Below are 18,095 nucleotides of genomic sequence, written 5' to 3' on the forward strand. Positions count from 1 at the left end.
AGAGCCGCGATGCGGGGAAACTCGCACGTCCGGTTCGGGGAGAAGTCGCGCGGAAACGATCCCAAGAGGACACCGCGCCGCGCGGCTTACTCCACACCCACCCTGTTCACCCAGCTCAAGGCCCTGCCCTGGCCGCGCATCCCGATCGGAGGCCGCCGCCGTGACCGCGGCCACGGCCGCCGCGAGACCCGTACCGTCAAAGCCATCACCGTGTACACCCCCGACGGAATCAGGTTCCCTCACGCCGAGCAGTCCGTCCGGATCACCCGGACCCGCACCACCAGCAACGGCAAGACCGGCCGCGAGACCGCCTACTTCACGGTGTCCCCACCCGCCGACCAGGCCCAACCCGCTGACCTGCAGGATTGGGCCCGCCGCGAAGGGCACATCGACCTGGTGCACCACGTCCGGGATGTCCGGCGGCAGGTGCAAACAACGGCTGCGAATTGTGCAGCACGTCACGCGCGATGAACCAGGACAGACCGTCCGCCGCACCCGCCTGGACCGCGATGATGAAGTAGGTGCGAAGCCTCTCGTAAGCCTCCCGGCTTTCTCGCCGCACCATCTCTTGCCGCACACCCCGATCTCGGCTACGCATTTCTCACCTCCGAGGAGCAATGGAGGCGCGGTTCACATCTGCGGACACTGCTCGGGGTGGTAGTGGCCGGGCACGTTGATGAAGCGCCGGCCTGGCAGGGACCTGCATACGGGCCGGCCGCGGAACTCCGGCCCCTCGGGGCACGGTTGTCCCAGCTCACGGACCACCTCGGACCTGCGCTACGCCGACAGGTGTTACAGCCGGCGAGGCACGGTGGATCGGGGCGTGAATCCGGACCAGGCGCCGGTCGTGTCGGGGAGCAGGTCAACTGTCGGTGGTCGCCGGCTCGCCCAGCAGCGCGCGGATCTCGTCCGCCTCCGGGTCGCCCAGCTCGTCGAAGACGGCGAGCGCCTGCCGCCAGCAGGACCGGGCGCCGTCGGCGCCGCCCAGCTCGCCCAGCGACCGCCCCAGCGCCAATAGCGTCCGCGCCCTGCCGTGCTCGTTGCCGGTGGACAGGTGCAGCCGTACCGCCTCGCGGAAGCGCAGGATCGCCCGCTCGTGATCACCCAGTTCGGCGTGCGCCTCGCCGAGATTGGCGATGCAGATGGCCTCGGCGTACCGGTCACCCACCTGGCGCATCGCAGTCAGCGCCTCCTCGTGGCGGGCGATCGCTTCGCCGGGTTGTCCCAGCAGGACGTGGCATTGGGCCATGTTCTGCAGTGCCACGCCCTCACCCCGCCGGTTGCCCCGCAGCCGGTGTTCCTCGCGGGCGAGGGCGAACGTCGCCAGCGCCTCATCGGGGCGGCCCGCCTCGGCGTGCGCGACGGCCAGGCTGTTCAGGCTGGTGGCTCGCCGGTCCCGGTCGCCGCTGGCCTCGTGCAATCGCAGCGACTCCTGGTACAGCTCGATGGCCTCGGCATAGCGTCGGCTTTCGCAAAGCGCGGTCGCGAGGCTGGCCAGCAGCGCTCCCTCGGCCCGCCGGTCACCCACGGCACGGGTGGCAGCGACCCCGATGCGGGTCGCCGTCCGCCAGTCCTCCCGGCGCTTGGCGATGTACCAGTACGCCGACGAGGCCAGCGCGATCCGCCACGCGTGCCCGGACGCCCCGCCGGACGCCGCCGCGCGAACCACCGAGACCAGGTTCGTCCGTTCGCTCTCGCACCAGCGCAGCGCGGCCTGGTAGGTGTCGACGCGCATCGGCTCGACCAGGGCGGGCGAGGCCGGGTCGAAGTGCGGCTGGTGCGGCTGCAGCACCTGGCCCGCGGCGCTGACCGTGTGCAGGTACCAGTCCAGGAGCCGGCCGAACGCCAGTTGCCGTTGCGCCGCGTTTTCCGGCGCCGCGGCCAGCTCCCTGGCGTACACGCCCACCAGGTCGTGGAACTGGTAGCGGTCCGGCGCCGGCAGCTGCAGGAGGCTGGCCCGGTGCAGCTCGGCGGTCAGCTCCCGGGCCCGCGGCAGGTCGACGCCCGCGAGCGCCGCCGCGGCATGGACGCCGACGCTTTCGCCCTGGTGCAGTGCCAGCCGCCAGAACAGCTCCGAGGCCGGCGGCGACAGGCAGCGGTACGACCAGGAGAAAACGGTACGGAGGTTGGTGTCGGGGCCGTCGGGCCCGGCGAAGGCGTCGAGCCGGCGTCCCTGGCGCAGTTCGCGAAGCAGGTCGCCGAGCGGCCGGTCCGGTAGGTCCAGCGCGCGGGCGGCGACGATACGGATCGCCAGCGGCACGTGGCCGCAGTAGTCGGCGAGTGCCTCCCGCTCGTCGGGTCGGGACTGGTGTAGGCACCTGGCGACCAGGTCCACCGACTCGATCGGGTGTAGCGGTGCGAGGCTGAGCGGCACCGCCTGCTCGCGTACGACGAGCCCCGCCAGCCGGCGGCGGCTGGTCACCACGACCAGGCCGGTCACGTTCCCCGGCAGCAGCGGTCGGACCTGCCCGGCGTCGTAGGCGTTGTCCAGCACGATCAGCAGCCGTCGGCCGTCGGTCAGGCTGCGCATCCGCCCGCTCTGGGAGTCCACCGTGGGCGGGATGTCCGACGGTGGTACGCCGAGCGACAGCAGCAGTCGGGGTAGCGCCTCCGCCGGCGTCATCGGGGTGTCACCGGGACTGAAACCACGCAGGTCCAGGTAGACCTGGCCGTCCGGGAAGTCGTGCCGGTGCAGGTGGCCCCAGTGTAGGGCGAGGGCCGTCTTGCCGATCCCGCCCATCCCGTCGATCACGACAATGCCGGGACCGCCGGCGTGCCGGACGGCGTCGAGTTGGGCGTCGAGCGCGGCGAGTTCGGCGCGCCGGCCGACGAATTCGCCGTGTGCGTGAGGAAGCTCGGCAGGCCGTACGGGTGGGTTGCCGGGGGTGCGCCGCGGCAGATTCCCGGACGGCGGGTCCGGTACGACGTCCAGCGAGGGGTCGGCCCGCAGGATCGTGGCCTCCAACTGCCGCAGTTCCGGTGCGGGGTCGAGGCCGAACTCGGCGACCAGCCGGGCCCGCAGGTCGCGGTAGGTCCGCAGGGCCTCGTCGGTGCGTCCCGCCCGGTGCAGAACCAGCATGAGTTGACCAACCAGCCGCTGCCGGAAGGGATGCTCGGCGACCAGCTTGGTCAGCTCGTCCAGCGTCTCCCGGGACCGGCCCAGCCGGATCCGTGCCTCCAGGCGGTCCTCGACTGCGGTCCACATGACCTCGCGCAGGCCGGCGCAGAGGCGGTCCCGTACGTCGGTCGGGGCCACGTCGGCCAGCGGGTCGCCCCGCCACAGCGCAAGTGCCAGGTCGAACAGCTCGACCGCTCGTTCGTCGTCGGCCTGCCGGGCCCGGGTGACCAGGCGGGTGAAGCGATGCACGTCGATCGAGCCCGGATCCACCCGCAGCAGGTAGCCCGCGCCCGTGTGCAGGATCTCGGGGCCGTCGGGCGGGCCGGCGTCCGCCGGATCGCGGGCGCGGCGCAGGCAGGCGCGCAGTCGGGAGACGAGCGCCTGGAGCGTGCTCCGGGCAGAGGCCGGCGGATCGGACCCCCAGACGAGTTCGACGAGCCGGTCCACCGTCACCGGGCGGCCGGGTTCCAGCAGGAGCAGCCCGAGCACCAGGCGCTGCTGGCGGGAGCCGAGGTCGACCGGCGCGCCGGCGACGTACGCCTCGACCGCACCGAGGACCCGGAACTTCACCTGGCCACCCCCCCCCGGGGATCATCCATTATCGCCGCTCAATGGCAAGCGGTCTGCAGGTGTTCTGCAATCGGTCGGGGCAATCCTCCGCCCAACCAGAACTCACGAAGGCCGATATATCGGTAAAGCGTCATCCACCTCTCTATCCGACTTGGACTGACATGACATCGCGTCCACAAGGGAGGTTATCGTGCATGTACTCGTACGCCGTCTGCGACCGTGGCTGGTCGCCGGCGGTGACGCCCTGCTCGCCACGGCGCTGACCGTCGCCGTCTGCTGGCTGATACTGCGGTCGCTGACCGGCGGCGCGGCCGGGCCGGTCGGCGCCTACCTGTCCGGCGACCTGACCGGGCTTGCCGCCGCCGCCGTCGCCGCGAGCACCGGTGCGCCGCTGGACTGGAGCTGTCGAACCGGCCGGGCACGGTCGGGGAGGACGCGCGGGAGCTGGCTCTCGCGATCGGGGTGATGGGGTAGCGCTGCCTCGGTTACAAACTCTCCCCGCCGCCGCCCGTGGCCGTTCGTAGCGTCCAGGTCACTGGCGGCGGCGGGGCTCTTTCCGGCCCGACACCGGAGGCCTGACGAGACTTCGCCGCCGCCTTCCGACGCTCGACGAGGAGGCGGATGTCCAGCGCGGTCACATGAGCAGCGCCGATCAGCAGCATTGCCACCGTGTACAGGCCTGACCCGCACCCGACGTCGAGCACCCGCGACCGATGCCGTCGCCAATCCGGAACGGAACCCGGCGCGGTGTCGCTAAAGTCGACATGTCAGCAGGACTCGGACGGCGGTCCGCCGCGAGGCGGCGCCAGCGCGGGGGAGTCACCTGGCGCGGGTGCCGGAGCCGCGGCTGAGGCTCGGACCTGCACCTGGCCCGGGTGCCAGGCTTCGATGCGGAACGACTGATGGAGCTGCACGTGTATGCCGACGATGCCGGCGGGCTCGACGAGAACGGGTGGGCGGCCCGCCTGGAGGGGGGTCGGCATGCAGCCGGCCGACCGGGACCATCGGCTACCGGAGGGCCAGGTGTCCACCCGCACACCGCCCTGCTGCCGTTCGGCCTGCCGGTAAGAAAGGACGGATCAGCGTGATCGAGGTGTTGTACTTCGACGGCTGCCCGAGCCACGAGGGCTTCGTGCCGCATCTGCAGGCGCTGCTCGACGCCGCTGGGGTGGACGATCCGATCCGCGAGCGCGCGGTGGAGACTGACGCCGACGCCCAGGCGCACCGGTTCCTCGGTTCGCCGACGCTGCGGATCGACGGCGTGGACGTCGACCCGACCGCCGCGCAGCGCACGGATTACGGGCTGCAGTGCCGGCTTTACCCGACCGAGCACGGCCTTCGCGGCACTCCACCCGACAAGTGGATCCTGGCCGCGCTGCAGCGCCGGCCATCTGGCTCGGCTGCCGGCTGATGGTCGCCCGGGTCGATCTGCCGCAGCTGCATGCGCTCCTGGACGCGGGCGCCCAACTCGTCGAGGTGCTGCCCGCCGCCGAGTACGCCGATCAGCATCTGCCCGGCGCGCTCAACATCCCCCTCAAGACCCTCAACCCCGACACGACCGCTGCCCTCCACCGCACCCGCCCGGTGGTCGTCTACTGCTGGGACGGCCTTTGAGACATGAGCCCGCGAGCCGCGTGCCGGCTCGAAGCCCTCAAGTTCACCGACGTCTACGACTACGCCGCCGGTAAGGTGGACTGGCTCGCGCACAACCTGCCCACCGAGGGCGCCGCGGCCAACGCGCCTACCGCCGGTAGCCGCCTGCGCCACGACGTGCCAACCGTCGGCCCTGATGAGACGCTCGCCGCCGTCCGTGCCCGCGTCGACGCCTCCCCGTACCAGTTCGCCCTCGTGCTCGCCGGCGATCGCACCCTGCTCGGCCGGCTCCGGCGCGCCCCCCTCGTCGCCACCTCCGGCGCCGCAGCTCACGAAGTGATGGAGCCCGGTCCTTCGACACTGCGTCCCCATCTGGCCCTGGCCAACGTCGCGTCCCACCTACGCATCCACCACCTGACCTATGCGATCATCACCGACCCGGAAGGACACCTGCTGGGCACGGTTCATCTCGAGGACCTGACAGGCGCTGCGGGGGACGACCGTCAGCAGATCCGGTGATTGCCGCGACGGGATCATCACCGCCGACAGCCACCGCAGCCAGCTGCGTACGAAACCGTAGGCGACCACCTCGCCGGCAGTCCCCAAATTCAGGCCGAGGGGGGCATGGTCGCGCGCGGTGGGCTTACCTGTAGTTGGTGAACCGCATCCCGATCATCAAGGACCGTATGGATAGGGCGCAGGTGGTCGTCAGCCGTCCCGGAGAGCGTTGTCGATGCCGGTCTCGCGGCGGCCGAGATGGACCGGGTCCCGGCTGGAGAGCAGGTCCAGCGTCGCCTTCACGCAGGCGCCGTACTCGCGGGTGGAGCTGACCCGCCACCGCTGGGCGTAACGCTTGGCGGTCTCGTCGCCGACGCCGTTGGCGTCGATGCCGAGGCGCCGGCACAGCGCCACGGCCCGGGGCAGGTGGAAGGACTGGGTCACCACGGTCGCGCGCTTCACCCCGAAGATCCGCTTTGCGCGCGCGCACGAGTCGTACGTGTCGAAGCCGGCGTAGTCCAGCACGACTTTTTGCGCCGGTACGCCCCGGTCGACCAGCCAGCGCAGCATCCCGTCGGGCTCGTTGTAGTCGGTGTTCATGTTGTCGCCAGACACCAGGATCGCCCGGACCTTGCCGCCGTCGAACAGCCGCTGCGCGATCTCCAACCGGGCGGCGAGGAACGGTGACGGCGTGCCGTCCGCTCCCACCTTGGTACCCAGGACCAGGGCGACCGGCGCGTCCGGCACGCCGGCCTCGCTGTAGATGTGGCCGTCCGCACCACTGCGGATCCACGCCACGCTGGCCACCGTGCCGCCGCTCAACAGCACCGCGCCGACGGCCATCGCGAGGAGCGTACGGCGGACGACCCGCCTGTGCTCCCCGTACCACCGCCTGACCGCTGCGAATCGCCCCCGCATGCCGCGGAATTATTCCTGATCTGCCGCCCCGCCGGTACTGACGGGCGCCGGCCGACCTCTGCGCGGGGTGTGTTGATGCCCGGGGGTCAGGTCGATCGCGCCGGTCGCAGTTGGTGCCGGCGGACGCTATTGGCGGTGGCCGGGCGGGCCAGGTCGGAAGCCCATCGCCACGGGTGAGAGGCATACCTGTAGCCAGCCGCGGCGAGCGGCGTGCAGGCCAGCTTGGAATCGGGTCCGGACCCCGAGTTCGCCCATGAGCCGGCGGACCCGGCGTTGCACGGTACGCAGGTGCCAGCCGAGCTGCCGGGAGATGGCGTCGTCGGTCATCCCCGCGGCGAGGTACGTGAGCAGGCGCCGGTCGTCCGGATCGGTGTCGTCCCCGCTCGCGCCCGTCGCTACCGGGACCGACGTGCGCCAAATCGCGTCGAAGAGTCCGCGGAGCGCGACAAGCAGCGACGAGGAGTGGACGACGAGTACGGCGTCAGCATGTGGCCAGCGCCGGTCTCCCCGACGACCTGGACCGGCGCCGGCCCGGTCAGCGCAGTCCGGCGAACAGGTCGTCCTCGGGTACTGGCGCGCCAGTGGTGTCGCGGACCCGGACGAAGGTCTCCATGCCCATCAGCTCGGTGAACCGCTCCCTGCCCAGTTGCAGGAAGAAGATGTTCTCGGTCTGACTGGCATGCGTGGCCAACGCGTCGAACTTCTGCGCGCCGTAGCTGCTCGTGTCCACCCAGGTGGTGATCTCGTCGTCGGGCAGGCCGAGCTGCGACCCTGGCTCCGCCGACACCGCGTCCGGCTCGGCCCACTCGACGCCGAGTTCCTGCATGATCCGGCCGAATTCCGCGAACGCCGAGCGCGGCACAGTCGTCCAGTACACCTTGGCGGGGATGGCCGTCTTCGCGACAGCGGCCATGGTGATTCGGTGGGCCTGGATGTGGTCCGGGTGGCCGTAGAAGCCGTTCTCGTCATAGGTGACGACGACGTCCGGCCGGTACTGTCGGATCAGCTCCGCCAGCCGGTCCGCCGCCTCCGCCACCGGCGTGGTCCAGAACGCGCCGGGCATGTCGTTGGTCGGCCAGCCCATCATCCCGGAATCGGCGTAGCCGAGCGTCTCCAGGTGGGTGACCTTCAACGCCGCGCAGCTGGCCTCCAGTTCGTCCTGGCGCATCGCCACCACGGCGGCCAGGTCGTGCCCCGGGTCGCCGGGCTTGACCCCGCCAGGGCCGTCGCCACATCGCCCGTCGGTGCAGGTCACGAGCACTGTCGAGATCCCTTCCGCCGCGTAGCGAGCAAGGACACCACCGGTGCTCGTCGCCTCGTCGTCGGGGTGGGCGTGCACCGCCATCAAGGTCAGAGATCGCTCAGCCATGCCATCACCCTACGAGGGTCACCTGGCCACCGCCGCCCTCGCCGCGACGGCGCGTGGCGTGGTGATCCTCCCGGCCGGTCAACGCAGATGTGACTCGATGGCCTCGATGATGCGCGGACGGAGTTCGGCTGCGCGGATGACGGCGTCCACGGAGCCGACCTCAACCGCGCGCTGGATGTTGTGCACGCGGTCGAACTCCGCGGCCACCTCGCCGAGCTTCTCCGCGCGGACCGACGAGCGGAGCTCGTCGAGTTCCGCGGTCAACGCGGCGCGGTCGGCGCCGGAGGCGGCCGCAGCGCGGGTCTCCAGGTCCCGTACGCGGTGGTCGGCCGCGGTGCGGGCGTCGACGTCGCCGGAGAACACCACCGCAGCGGCGGGAGCGCCGCCGAGCACGGAGGCGAACGAGCCTTCCAGCGCCAGCACGGTCATGTTGGGGTTCAGCGCCTTCGAGAACACCACAAACGCGCCGCCGTGGTACCGCGAGATCACGCAGAACACGATGGGCCCCCGGAAGTTCACGATCGCGCGGCCGATCTCGGCGCCGTACTCCAGTTGCAGCTTTCGCATCGACTCGGGCGAGCCGTCGAAGCCCGACAGGTTCGCCAGCACCACCAGCGGTCGGTTGCCGCTGGCCGCGTTGATCGCCCGCGCGGCCTTCTTCGACGACCGCGGGAACAGCGTGCCCGCAGTGTAGGTTTCCGGGCCGTCGGTGGGCGGGAAGCCACGCCGCGGCACCGCCCGTGACTCGATGCCGAGCAGGCACACCGGCATGCCGCCCAGGTGTGCGTCCTGCACCACCGCGGTCTCCGCGTCGGCCATGCCCGCCCAACGTTCAAGCACCGGGTGGTCCTGGTCGGACAGCGCCCGCATCACGGTCCGGATGTCGAACGGCTTCTTGCGGTCCGGGTTGGCCTCGGCGGAGAAGATCTCGCCGACGATGGTGAAGTCGCTGCCGGCTGCGGCATGCGGGAAGTCGGAGATGTCGCGGTCGGTGGGGTCGGTGGTGGTCGCCCGCCGCGGCACGTCCTCGCCGGGTGCGACGTACGTGTGGTCGTAGTGCGACATCAGTACGTCCCGCGCGGCGGGGAGGTTCGGCGCCCAGTACTGCGCCTGCCCGTTCGGGCCCATCACCCGGTCGTAGCCACCGATGCCGAAGTTGTCCTCGGCGGACACGCCACCGGAGAAGTCGAGCGACTGCTTGCCGGTGAGCACCATCGCCGAGTCCGGTGTCATCACCAGGACGCCCTTGGTGTGCATGAGCATCGTCGCCTCGGCGTTCCAGTACGGCTGCGCGCCGACGTTGATGCCCGCGACCACGATGTTGATCTCACCGCCGTCCTGGGTGAACTCGACGATCCGCTTGAGCGCCGCCGCCACCCAGTCCATGTTCTCCGTGCCCGACTTCATCGAGATCCGGGCGCCGGCGGACAGCGCGTACCACTCGAGCGGCACCCGCAGCCGCTCGGCCAGGTCCAGCGCGGCGATCACGCGGCGGCACTCCTGCTCCGACAGCGCACCCAGCGACTTCGTCGGGTCGCCGAGCAGCACGACCCGGGTGACGCCCCGCGGGTGCCGCGGGGTCTGCGTCGTGACCAGGCCCGCGACGATCGCCGCGGTGTTGTGCCCCTTCGGCCGGTCGACCGGCACCAGCGCATGGTCGTCGTCCAGGTCGTGCTCGACGAAGTCGCCGAGCAGGCCGGTCAGCTCGTACGGGTAGACCGTGTTGCGGCTGCTCGCGCGCAGTACCTTCAGCCGGTAGTCGTCGAGCGGCTCGACCGGCTCGACCGGCGGCTCGCCGACGGTCAGCTCGGCGCCGCCCGTGGCGTCGAAGGAGATTCGAACGGCGATCTTGGTCAGCTCGCCGGTCCTGCGGTCGCGCTGCCGCGCGATGAACAGGATCTCCTCCAGCCCGGCGCCGGCGGTCGTCGGGCGCACGCGCCCGGCGATCATCTCCATCTCCTCCCGGGTGAGGTCGCTCGGCGGCCACACGTAGATCACGATCCGGTTGGTGTTGAAGCGGGTCTTCGACGGTCGTCGGGACTGCGCGCGGCGGATCGAGTCGAGGCAGGCGGCGACGGTGTCCTCGGTCGTCGGCAGCGCGACCAGCCGGCCGTCGTGCTCGCGCAGCTCGGTCAGGTCGCGCACCTGCGCGAACGCGACGAGACGTTCGTCGGACGGGTTCTCCCGCGCCACGCACTGGAAGAGGTAGACCTCCTCGTCCGACGACGGCAGCCGGGTCAGGTCGAACTTGCGCAGCCGCTCGAGCTGCATCCGCTGCGCGATGTACGGGTGCAGGCCGCGGATCAGCCGCTCCTCGGCCATCCCGGCGCCCGACGGGCGGAACGTGAAGTGGTGGTGCATCACCGCGCCGCCGCGACCCGCGACCGTGGTGGTGACTCTGCGGACCTGGTGCGGCAGCGGGTACGTGTTGATGACCTTGAGCAGCGCGCTGCCCATCGCGTCGAAGTCCTCCGGCTGGCTCTCCCAGGCGAGGTAGATGTCGGCGTCGACGGCGTCCTCGCCGCCGGCCAGCTCGGCGAGCCCCCGCAGCGCGCCGCCCAGCGCGTCGAAGCTCACCGCGGCGGAGACCACGCTCGAGTCCGTGCGCTCGGCGACCACGAACGTGCAGCCCGCGACCTCATGGGTGCCGACGTTGGTGAGCCCCTTGTTGCCGTAGTACCGCCGGGTCAGCACTTCCAGCATGACCGCGTTGTCGAGATGGTCGCGGACGAGCCGCTGGCCGAGCAGCCGAACCAACGGCTCGGTGCTGCGTACCATCTCGGCGATGCGCTCGGCGCGGTCCGGCGCGTCCGGGTGCGCGTCCAGATGGCGCAGGTGCTTGCGGACCTCGGCGTAGACGCCGGCGCGGTTGCGGAGCAGCAGCGGTTGGGCGAACCAGGCGAACACCACGCCGCGGGCGAGGTCGGCGACCACGGGGAAACGGACCTGCGTCGCGGCCACCAGCCGCTCCAGCGCGAGGCCCGCCGGCTCGCGCAGCGTCTCGTCCGGCGGCGACTCCCGTAGCCACGCGCGCAGCAGCATCGCGACGACCGTGGCGTCGGCGGACGCGCGCTGCTGGGCGAGGAAGATCCGGAACACGGCGGCTTCGAGCTCGGGGGAGCGCTCCAGGTCGGTGACCCCGTAGCGCCCGAGCGCCTTGGCGAGCTTGGCCTGGAAGGCACTCGGCAGTCCGGCCCGCTCGACGTCGAGGCTCTGCAGGTAGGTGTGGAAGTACTCGCGGTCGCTGTGCACGTGGGCGTCGTGGCCGCCGTCCTCGCCCGTGGGCCGGTTGCGGCTCAGCTCGGCGAGGTCGGCGAACACGTTGACGAGGTCGAGTTCCTCGGCCAGCGGCCGGTGGCCGTCCTCGGTTGCCGCCCGACGCGCGGCGAGGTAGTCGTCGAGCACCCGACGGTCGTCGTGCGGGTCGACGTCGAAGCCGAGCAGCAGGCCGCGCAGGTCCTCCTGGCCGCGCGTGGCGCGCTTCCGCGCCGGGATCTCCCCGGGCGCGGCGGGCAGGTCCAGCTCGACGGACGCGGTGGCCGGGCCGTCCGCGGCCTCGTCGGCCTCCTCGGCCAGCGGCTCCAGCCGCAGTACCGGTGCGCCGGCCTCCACCTGGCTGCCCACGGAGACGGCGCATTCCTTCAGCCGCGCCTTGAACGGTGCCCGCAGCACCGTCTCCATCTTCATGGCCTCCAGCACCAGTACCGGCGCGCCGGCCTCGACCTCGGCGCCGACCTCCAGCGGCGTGGCGACGACCAGCGCGGGCATGGGTGAGCGGACGACACCGCCCTCGTCGCGGCTGATCCGGTGCGTCACGCCGTCCACCTCGACCAGGTGGATCGGCCCGTGCGTCCCGGTGAGCAGGCGGTACCGGACGCCGTTGACGACGATCTGCCCGGTGTGCCGGTCGAAGCGGTCAAGCTCGACGTCGGCGGTGCGGACGGCCCCGCCCGCTTCGATGCCGGCGCGGAACCGGTGCGCGCCGACCCGCGCCACGCGCACGCGGTAGCTGACGCCACGAAGCTTGAGGTCCAGCGGTCGGCCACTCTTGTGCTGCACCTGCGGGCGCCCGCCGAACGCCGTCGACAGCAGCCGCTGCCGCTCGACGCGTTCCTCCTCCTCGTACGCCTCGATGGCGGCGGCCGCCAGCGCGACCGCGGAGTGCCGGTGCGCGACGAGCCTGCCCTCACCGCGGACGCGGTCGATCCAGCCGGTGTCCGCGCTCGCGTCGAGCACCTCGGGCTGGTCGAGCAGGTCGAGCACGAAACTCTTGTTCGTCGCGCCGCCCTCGATGATCACCGTGGTGTTCGCCATCGCCCGGCGCAGCCTGCCGAGCGCCTCGTCGCGGTCGCGACCGTAGGCGATGATCTTCGCGATCATCGAGTCGAAGTCGGCGGGGATGGTGTCACCCTCGCTGACGCCGGTGTCCACCCGGATGCCCGGCCCGGCGGGCAGGCCCAGCCGCGCGATGCGGCCCGGGGAGGGCGCGAAGTCGCGGTCGGGGTCCTCGGCGTTCAGCCGGGCCTCGATGGCGTGCCCGCGCTCCACCGGTGGCTCGCCTTCGAGCCGTCCGCCGGCGGCGACGTGCAGCTGCGCTTTGACCAGGTCGAACCCGGTCGTGGACTCGGTGATCGGGTGCTCGACCTGCAGGCGGGTGTTGACCTCGAGGAACGCGAACAGCCGGTCGCCAGGGTGGTAAAGGAACTCGACGGTCGCCGCACCCCGGTAACCGACCGCGACGGCCAGCCGTTCAGCCGACGCCTTGAGCTCGGCGGCCTGTGCCGGGCTGAGCACCGGCGACGCCGACTCCTCGATGACCTTCTGGTTGCGCCGCTGCACCGAACAGTCGCGGACACCGAGCGCCCACGCAGTGCCCTGGCCGTCGGCGATCACCTGGACCTCGACGTGCCGGGCACCGGTGACCAGGCGCTCCAGGAACACGACGCCGCTGCCGAACGCCCGCGCCGCCTCCTGGCTGGTGCGCTCGTACGCGTCGGCGAGCTCGGCGTCGTTCGTGATCACGCGGATACCGCGCCCGCCGCCGCCCGCAGTCGCCTTCAGCATCAGCGGATAGCCGATCTCGGTCGCCGCCGCCAGAGCGGCGTCCAGGGTCTCGACCGCGCCACGGCTCCACGGGGCGATCGGCACGCCGACCTCCTCGGCGATCAGCTTCGCGCCGATCTTGTCACCGAGCTTGCGCATGGCCTCCGCGCTCGGCCCGACGAAGGTGACCCCGACCTTCTCGCACAGCTCCGCGAACGCCGGGTCCTCTGCGACGAATCCCCAGCCGACCCACGCGGCGTCGGCCCCGGTCTCCACCAACGCGCGCTCCAGCGCCTTCAGGTCGAGGTACGGGCGCGCGGACGCGGGACCGAGATCGTAGGCGATGTCCGCCTCACGCACGAACGTGGCGGTGCGGTCGACGTCGGTGTACAGGGCGACGGTCTCGATCCGGGTCCCGGTCTCCGCGGCCAGCTCTTGGACCGCGTGGATGAGCCGCATCGCGGCCTCACCACGGTTGACGATGGCGACACGGCTGAACACCCGACCGACCCCTCCGATAGACCCACGATGTACGCGCCGCGAGACCTCGGCCTCCGGCAGTGATCACCTTCCCGCCTGCCGGCTGGCAGCGCCATGTCGTAACCGCCGAACCCTACGCGCGCCATTTGTAGGAACCGAACAAAACTTTTTGGCCGCCAGATCGACGCGATGCCGGGCCAGCCGTTGTTCTCACAGCTGGAGTTGCAGACCTCGACCCGGCCGGAGCCGCCGTAACCCGGAAGCGCCCTGGCCCAGGCGGCGGCTTGCGGGTGCAGCACGGGGCTCTGGTTGACACCGAGGCCGAGGAAGACGTCGAGGACCAGCTCAGCAGCACCACCACCGTGCCGTTGACCGGGTTGCGCACCAGGGATCCGACCACCACGCCGATCGTCTCGATGTCCCGCTCGGATCCCGAGTCGCGCGAGGTAGATCCCTGCCGCCCTCACCGTCCCTGGCGGCGAGCCGTGCCGGGGATTCGATACCCGTCCGCATCGCGAGGGCCACCAGCGCGACGGCGCTGACCAGCCCGGCCAGCGCCAGCCCGGTGAGCAGCCGGGCGGCTACCAGCCGCGGCGAGATCCGTCGAAGACAGGATGGCCCGGTCGGGCCAGGACTGCCGGGGCCGGACTCGGACCTGCCGGCGCAGCACCGCTACCTCGTGGCGCAGGGCGAGGACCTCCGCCAGCAGGGCCGCGTCGCTTCGGACCAGTAGCCCCAACCCGCCGACTATCCGGATCATCATCAGGTACAGCAGTCGAACCAGCACCCCGATGATCGCCAACGCAAACCGGGAGCTCCCAGCTCACCGCCTGTTCGACGAGTTCTGGCACGGTACAGGGGACCGGCTGGCGTGTCCGGTGCCGGTTCGACCTCCTGGCCGGCCAGTGGGACAGCGCGAACGCCGACCGCGCGGGCCGGACCCACACGGCGTAGAGGTGGCGGTGTGGTGCTGAGTCCGTCGATCGAGCCGATGCTCGCCGAAGCACGCCTGTAAAAATGGCGGCAGAGTTTCGGCGGGCAGCGGAACATTTACACTCCCCGATTTAGTCGCCTACGATCCGCCCATGAATCAACGTTCCCGCCTCGCTGTGCTAATCGCATCCGCAGCACTTCTCGTAGCAGGCGCAAGCACGCCAGCCGTCGCGGTGCCCGCCTCACCTGACGGGCTCACCCTCATCGGAGTCAAACACTCGCTTCTCGGCGAGCACCACTGGTACCAGCAGACCTACCGAGGGATCCCGGTCCTCGGTGGCTTTTACGCCACGCACACCGACGCACGTACCGGCGCGGTTGTCACCCAGGACGGCAGGCTCGCCATCGGGGCGTCCCCGGGCGCCGCCTCGATCGACGGGAATCGCGCGCATGCGGCAGCGACCAGACGGCACCCTGGCACTGTCACCGGATCCCACCTCGTCGTGCTGCCCGGCACGACCGGAACCCTGGCCTGGCGAGTGGTCATCGACACCGGACGTGATTCGAAGCAGGTCCTCGTGGATGCCCGATCCGGCGTCGTGCTCCGATCGGATTCACTGATCAAGGAGGTCAACGGCAGCGGGCGGGTCTTCGACCCCAACCCCGTGGTCACACTCCAGAACGAGAGCCTGACCGACAACGCCAACACCGACTCGGCGGTCTTCGCACCTGCCTACAAGACCGTCACGCTGACCCAGTTGGACGGCTCCGGGGCGCTCAGGGGCGCCTTCGCCAGCAACGTCAGCAAGAAGGCGGTCACCTCCGCGACCAACGTCTTCAACTACAACCGTTCCCAGGACGGGTTCGAGCAGGTGATGGCCTACTACCACCTGACCCGGGCACAGGAATACGTCCAGGCCCTCGGCTTCGTCGACGTCAACAACTCGGCCCAGCGGTACCGCACCACCGGGCTGAGCGCCGACAACTCCTATTACGACCCGGCCACGGACCAGCTCACCTTCGGAACCGGCGGGGTCGATGACGCCGAGGATGCCGAGGTCATCTGGCACGAGTACGGCCACGCCATCCAGGACGCCCAAGTGCCCGGCTTCGGCTCCGGCGCCGAGGCCGGTGCGATCGGCGAGGGCTTTGGCGACTACTGGGCCATGACGATGTCGAGCGCTGTCAGTGCCAACACGGCCACGACGCCGCTTGCCTGCATCGCCGATTGGGATGCGGTCTCCTACACCAGCGGCACACCGCACTGCCTGCGCCGGGTCGACGGCAACAAGGTCTACCCGGGCAGCGTCGTCGGGGAAGTGCACGCCGATGGCGAGATGTGGTCACGAGCGCTCTTCGACATTTTCGGTTCGTTGGGGCGTACCCAGGCGGACACGATCATCCTGGAGGCGCAGTTCAGCTTCGCGCCTAACACGTCCTTCACCGCAGCCGCCAACCAGATCGTCGCCACCGCGCAGGCCCTCTACGGTGCGACGGCGGCGAACGCCTGCAGGACCGCGATGCACGCCCGCGGTTTCATCTGAGATATCCGTCGGCTCACGCCGCGGACCTGGCCGCTTCCGCCCAGGTCCGCGGCGCGCATATCCGCCGGACGACCCCTGTCTCCGCCGCGCGGGCGGTCGTTCCGGAGACGGCACGCCACCGCCTCGCGAGAACGGCGTGGTATCCACGCTCAACAGCTGGGGCTGCTGCTGGCCGATCGATCGGCGAGTTCACGTACGGCCGCCTGGCGAGCTTGGCCACTGCCGAGAGCGCGTAACCGATGCCGGCCAGGGCTTTGCGTCTGCGTATGAGGTCGGCGACGTAGCCGCCGACGATCCGCAGTACCGCCGTGGCGCCGGTGTAGACCCCGTCGATGACCCCGTACGTCACATGAACTGCCGGTGTCGAACGCGCCGCCCGTCGAGACAATGCGTTGGCGCCGGAAAAGCCTCACCCCCGGCACCCACAACGTTCACCGGCTCGTGTCCATGCAGTCTCGACAGACCCTTAAATTCCTCGATCGGTTGCCAGATGGCGCAGCTATCATCCGAGAAGGGGATCAGTCGATGCGTATCCGCCATGTTCGGACGGCAGTGACCGTGGGGACAGCATTAGTGCTGACGGCCGCGACCGCCGCGGTGTTGACGGCGACGGGCCCGGCCGCCGCCGCCACGTCCACGTTCACTCCGGTCGCCGACACCTACGTGAACAACGGTTCCGCCTCCACCAACTACGGCACCTCGACGCAGTTGGGCGTTGACAACTCGCCCGTGAAGCGGATGTTCCTGCGCTTCTCGGTCAGCGGCCTGACCGAGCCGGTGACCGGCGCCAAGCTGCGCATCCACACCGACGACGTGGTCGGCGCCGAGAGCCCCAGCGGCGGCACCTTCAAGGCCATGACCAACACCACCTGGTCGGAGACCGGGGTCACCTGGAACAACCAGCCCGCCATCGACGGGGTGACCCTGGCTACGCTCGGCAGTGTCGCCCGCAACGCCTGGTACGAGGTCGACGTGACCAAGCTGGTGACCGGCAACGGCACCTTCAGCATCGGCGTGACCTCGTCGAACAACGACGGTGCCGACTACGACTCTCGCGAGGGCGGTGCCACCGCGCCGCAGCTGATCGTGACCACCGGCCCCGCGCCGTCGCCGACCCCCACGCCCACCGCTACCACACCGCCGCCCTCGGGTGACCCGGTGCTGGTGGGCGCGGGTGACATCGCCGACTCCGGCTCGGGTGACACCGCCACCGCGGCCCTGCTGGACACCATCGCCGGGACGGTGTACACCACCGGCGACAACGTCTACTCCAACGGCACGACGGCGGAGTTCAACAGCTACTACGAGCCGACCTGGGGCCGGCACAAGGCCCGTACGCGTCCCGCGCCGGGCAACCACGACTACAACACCGCCGGCGCCACCGGCTACTACGGCTACTTCGGCGCCAACGCCGGCCCGTCCGGCCAGGGCTACTACTCCTACGACCTCGGCAACTGGCACGTGGTGTCGCTGAACTCGAACGTCAGCATGGCCGCGGGCTCGGCGCAGGAGCGGTGGCTGCGGGCCGACCTGGCCGCCAGCACCAAGCCGTGCACCCTCTCCTACTGGCACCACCCGCTCTTCACCTCGGGCGCCAACCACGCCCCGTCCACCTCGACCCGACCGCTGTACCAGGCGCTGTACGACTACAACGCCGACGTCGTGGTGTTCGGCCACAACCACCAGTACGAGCGGTTCGCCCCACAGAACCCCACTGGTGGCCTGGACACCACCCGCGGCATCCGCGCGTTCGTCGCCGGCATGGGCGGCGCCGGGCACTACGGCTTCGGCACCATCCAGCCGAACAGCGAGGCGCGCAACAGCGACACCTACGGCGTACTGAAGTTCACCCTGCACGCCAACAGCTACGACTGGCAGTTCGTCCCCGAAGCGGGCAAGACCTACACCGACAGCGGCACCAACACCTGCCACTGACCGACCACACCCACAAGCACGCGGGGTTGTTCGGGATGTTCCCGGACAACCCCCGCGTGGCTATCCTGCCCTTCCCAGGCGATCCACGATCAGG

12 protein-coding genes and 2 pseudogenes are annotated in these 18,095 nt (G+C 70.7%); 7 read left to right on the forward strand and 7 right to left on the reverse strand.

Annotated features, from left to right (window positions below; all coding sequences use genetic code 11):
• Nucleotides 1-471, forward strand: a pseudogene (locus AB0I41_RS15585) (hypothetical protein); the annotation flags it as partial.
• A gap of 391 nt (nt 472-862) precedes the next feature.
• Here AB0I41_RS15585 and AB0I41_RS15590 read toward each other — a convergent pair.
• Nucleotides 863-3,688: a BTAD domain-containing putative transcriptional regulator gene (locus AB0I41_RS15590; protein WP_357107138.1), complete on the reverse strand. Its 2,826-nt coding sequence runs from the start codon at nt 3,686-3,688 to the stop codon at nt 863-865.
• A gap of 190 nt (nt 3,689-3,878) precedes the next feature.
• On the opposite strand from AB0I41_RS15590, the gene AB0I41_RS15595 reads away from it, so the two are divergent.
• Nucleotides 3,879-4,154 (forward strand): hypothetical protein, encoded by a 276-nt coding sequence (locus AB0I41_RS15595; protein ID WP_357107141.1) that lies wholly within the window; start codon nt 3,879-3,881, stop codon nt 4,152-4,154.
• Nucleotides 4,155-4,173: 19 nt separating this feature from the next.
• Here the strand turns inward: AB0I41_RS15595 and AB0I41_RS15600 are convergent.
• Nucleotides 4,174-4,395 (reverse strand): annotated as a pseudogene (locus tag AB0I41_RS15600) (50S ribosomal protein L11 methyltransferase); the annotation flags it as partial.
• Nucleotides 4,396-4,772: 377 nt separating this feature from the next.
• Between AB0I41_RS15600 and AB0I41_RS15605 the strand changes: the two are divergent.
• The 3 genes from AB0I41_RS15605 to AB0I41_RS15615 are packed head-to-tail and all read left to right on the forward strand — an operon-like array spanning nt 4,773 to nt 5,800.
• Entirely contained in the window at nt 4,773-5,099 is a 327-nt protein-coding gene (locus AB0I41_RS15605; RefSeq protein ID WP_357107144.1) for a hypothetical protein, read from the forward strand.
• The gene (locus AB0I41_RS15610; RefSeq protein WP_357107147.1) at nt 5,099-5,302 is read left to right on the forward strand and encodes a rhodanese-like domain-containing protein; all 204 of its coding nucleotides are present in this window, start codon (nt 5,099-5,101) and stop codon (nt 5,300-5,302) included. Before AB0I41_RS15605 ends, AB0I41_RS15610 begins: the two co-directional genes overlap by 1 nt.
• A 3-nt stretch (nt 5,303-5,305) precedes the next feature.
• Nucleotides 5,306-5,800, forward strand: coding sequence for a CBS domain-containing protein (locus AB0I41_RS15615; RefSeq protein ID WP_357107150.1), 495 nt, complete (start codon nt 5,306-5,308; stop codon nt 5,798-5,800).
• Nucleotides 5,801-5,989: 189 nt separating this feature from the next.
• On the opposite strand, the gene AB0I41_RS15620 is transcribed toward AB0I41_RS15615, so the two are convergent.
• The 4 genes from AB0I41_RS15620 to AB0I41_RS15635 form a co-directional block, all read right to left on the reverse strand.
• Nucleotides 5,990-6,697 (reverse strand): ElyC/SanA/YdcF family protein, encoded by a 708-nt coding sequence (locus AB0I41_RS15620; protein ID WP_357107153.1) that lies wholly within the window; start codon nt 6,695-6,697, stop codon nt 5,990-5,992.
• A 126-nt stretch (nt 6,698-6,823) separates the two neighbouring features.
• Entirely contained in the window at nt 6,824-7,279 is a 456-nt protein-coding gene (locus AB0I41_RS15625; RefSeq protein ID WP_357107381.1) for a helix-turn-helix transcriptional regulator, read from the reverse strand.
• Nucleotides 7,233-8,066: a PIG-L family deacetylase gene (locus tag AB0I41_RS15630; protein ID WP_357107156.1), complete on the reverse strand. Its 834-nt coding sequence runs from the start codon at nt 8,064-8,066 to the stop codon at nt 7,233-7,235. Before AB0I41_RS15630 ends, AB0I41_RS15625 begins: the two co-directional genes overlap by 47 nt.
• A 78-nt stretch (nt 8,067-8,144) precedes the next feature.
• On the reverse strand, nt 8,145-13,610 hold the full coding sequence (locus AB0I41_RS15635; RefSeq protein ID WP_357107159.1) for a carboxyl transferase domain-containing protein: 5,466 nt from the start codon (nt 13,608-13,610) through the stop codon (nt 8,145-8,147).
• A gap of 1,064 nt (nt 13,611-14,674) precedes the next feature.
• Between AB0I41_RS15635 and AB0I41_RS15640 the strand changes: the two genes are divergently transcribed.
• On the forward strand, nt 14,675-16,066 hold the full coding sequence (locus tag AB0I41_RS15640; protein ID WP_357107162.1) for a M36 family metallopeptidase: 1,392 nt from the start codon (nt 14,675-14,677) through the stop codon (nt 16,064-16,066).
• A 13-nt stretch (nt 16,067-16,079) separates the two neighbouring features.
• Here the strand turns inward: AB0I41_RS15640 and AB0I41_RS15645 are convergent, their stop codons facing one another.
• Complete coding sequence (locus tag AB0I41_RS15645; RefSeq protein ID WP_357107165.1) at nt 16,080-16,415, reverse strand: hypothetical protein; 336 nt, start codon at nt 16,413-16,415, stop codon at nt 16,080-16,082.
• Nucleotides 16,416-16,639: 224 nt separating this feature from the next.
• Between AB0I41_RS15645 and AB0I41_RS15650 the strand changes: the two genes are divergently transcribed.
• The gene (locus tag AB0I41_RS15650; protein ID WP_357107168.1) at nt 16,640-18,001 is read left to right on the forward strand and encodes a DNRLRE domain-containing protein; all 1,362 of its coding nucleotides are present in this window, start codon (nt 16,640-16,642) and stop codon (nt 17,999-18,001) included.
• Nucleotides 18,002-18,095: the final 94 nt, after the last annotated feature.

The organism is Micromonospora sp. NPDC050200 (assembly GCF_040656135.1).
Lineage (GTDB): Bacteria > Actinomycetota > Actinomycetes > Mycobacteriales > Micromonosporaceae > Micromonospora.

What these genes read in the sequence shown, in the direction of transcription:
- AB0I41_RS15610 (WP_357107147.1), top strand. Translation starts at nt 5,099, where the DNA reads ATGGTCGCCCGGGTCGATCTGCCGCAGCTGCATGCGCTCCTGGACGCG.
- AB0I41_RS15620 (WP_357107153.1), bottom strand. Translation starts at nt 6,697, where the DNA reads ATGCGGGGGCGATTCGCAGCGGTCAGGCGGTGGTACGGGGAGCACAGG.
- AB0I41_RS15615 (WP_357107150.1), top strand. Translation starts at nt 5,306, where the DNA reads ATGAGCCCGCGAGCCGCGTGCCGGCTCGAAGCCCTCAAGTTCACCGAC.
- AB0I41_RS15640 (WP_357107162.1), top strand. Translation starts at nt 14,675, where the DNA reads ATGAATCAACGTTCCCGCCTCGCTGTGCTAATCGCATCCGCAGCACTT.
- AB0I41_RS15630 (WP_357107156.1), bottom strand. Translation starts at nt 8,066, where the DNA reads ATGGCTGAGCGATCTCTGACCTTGATGGCGGTGCACGCCCACCCCGAC.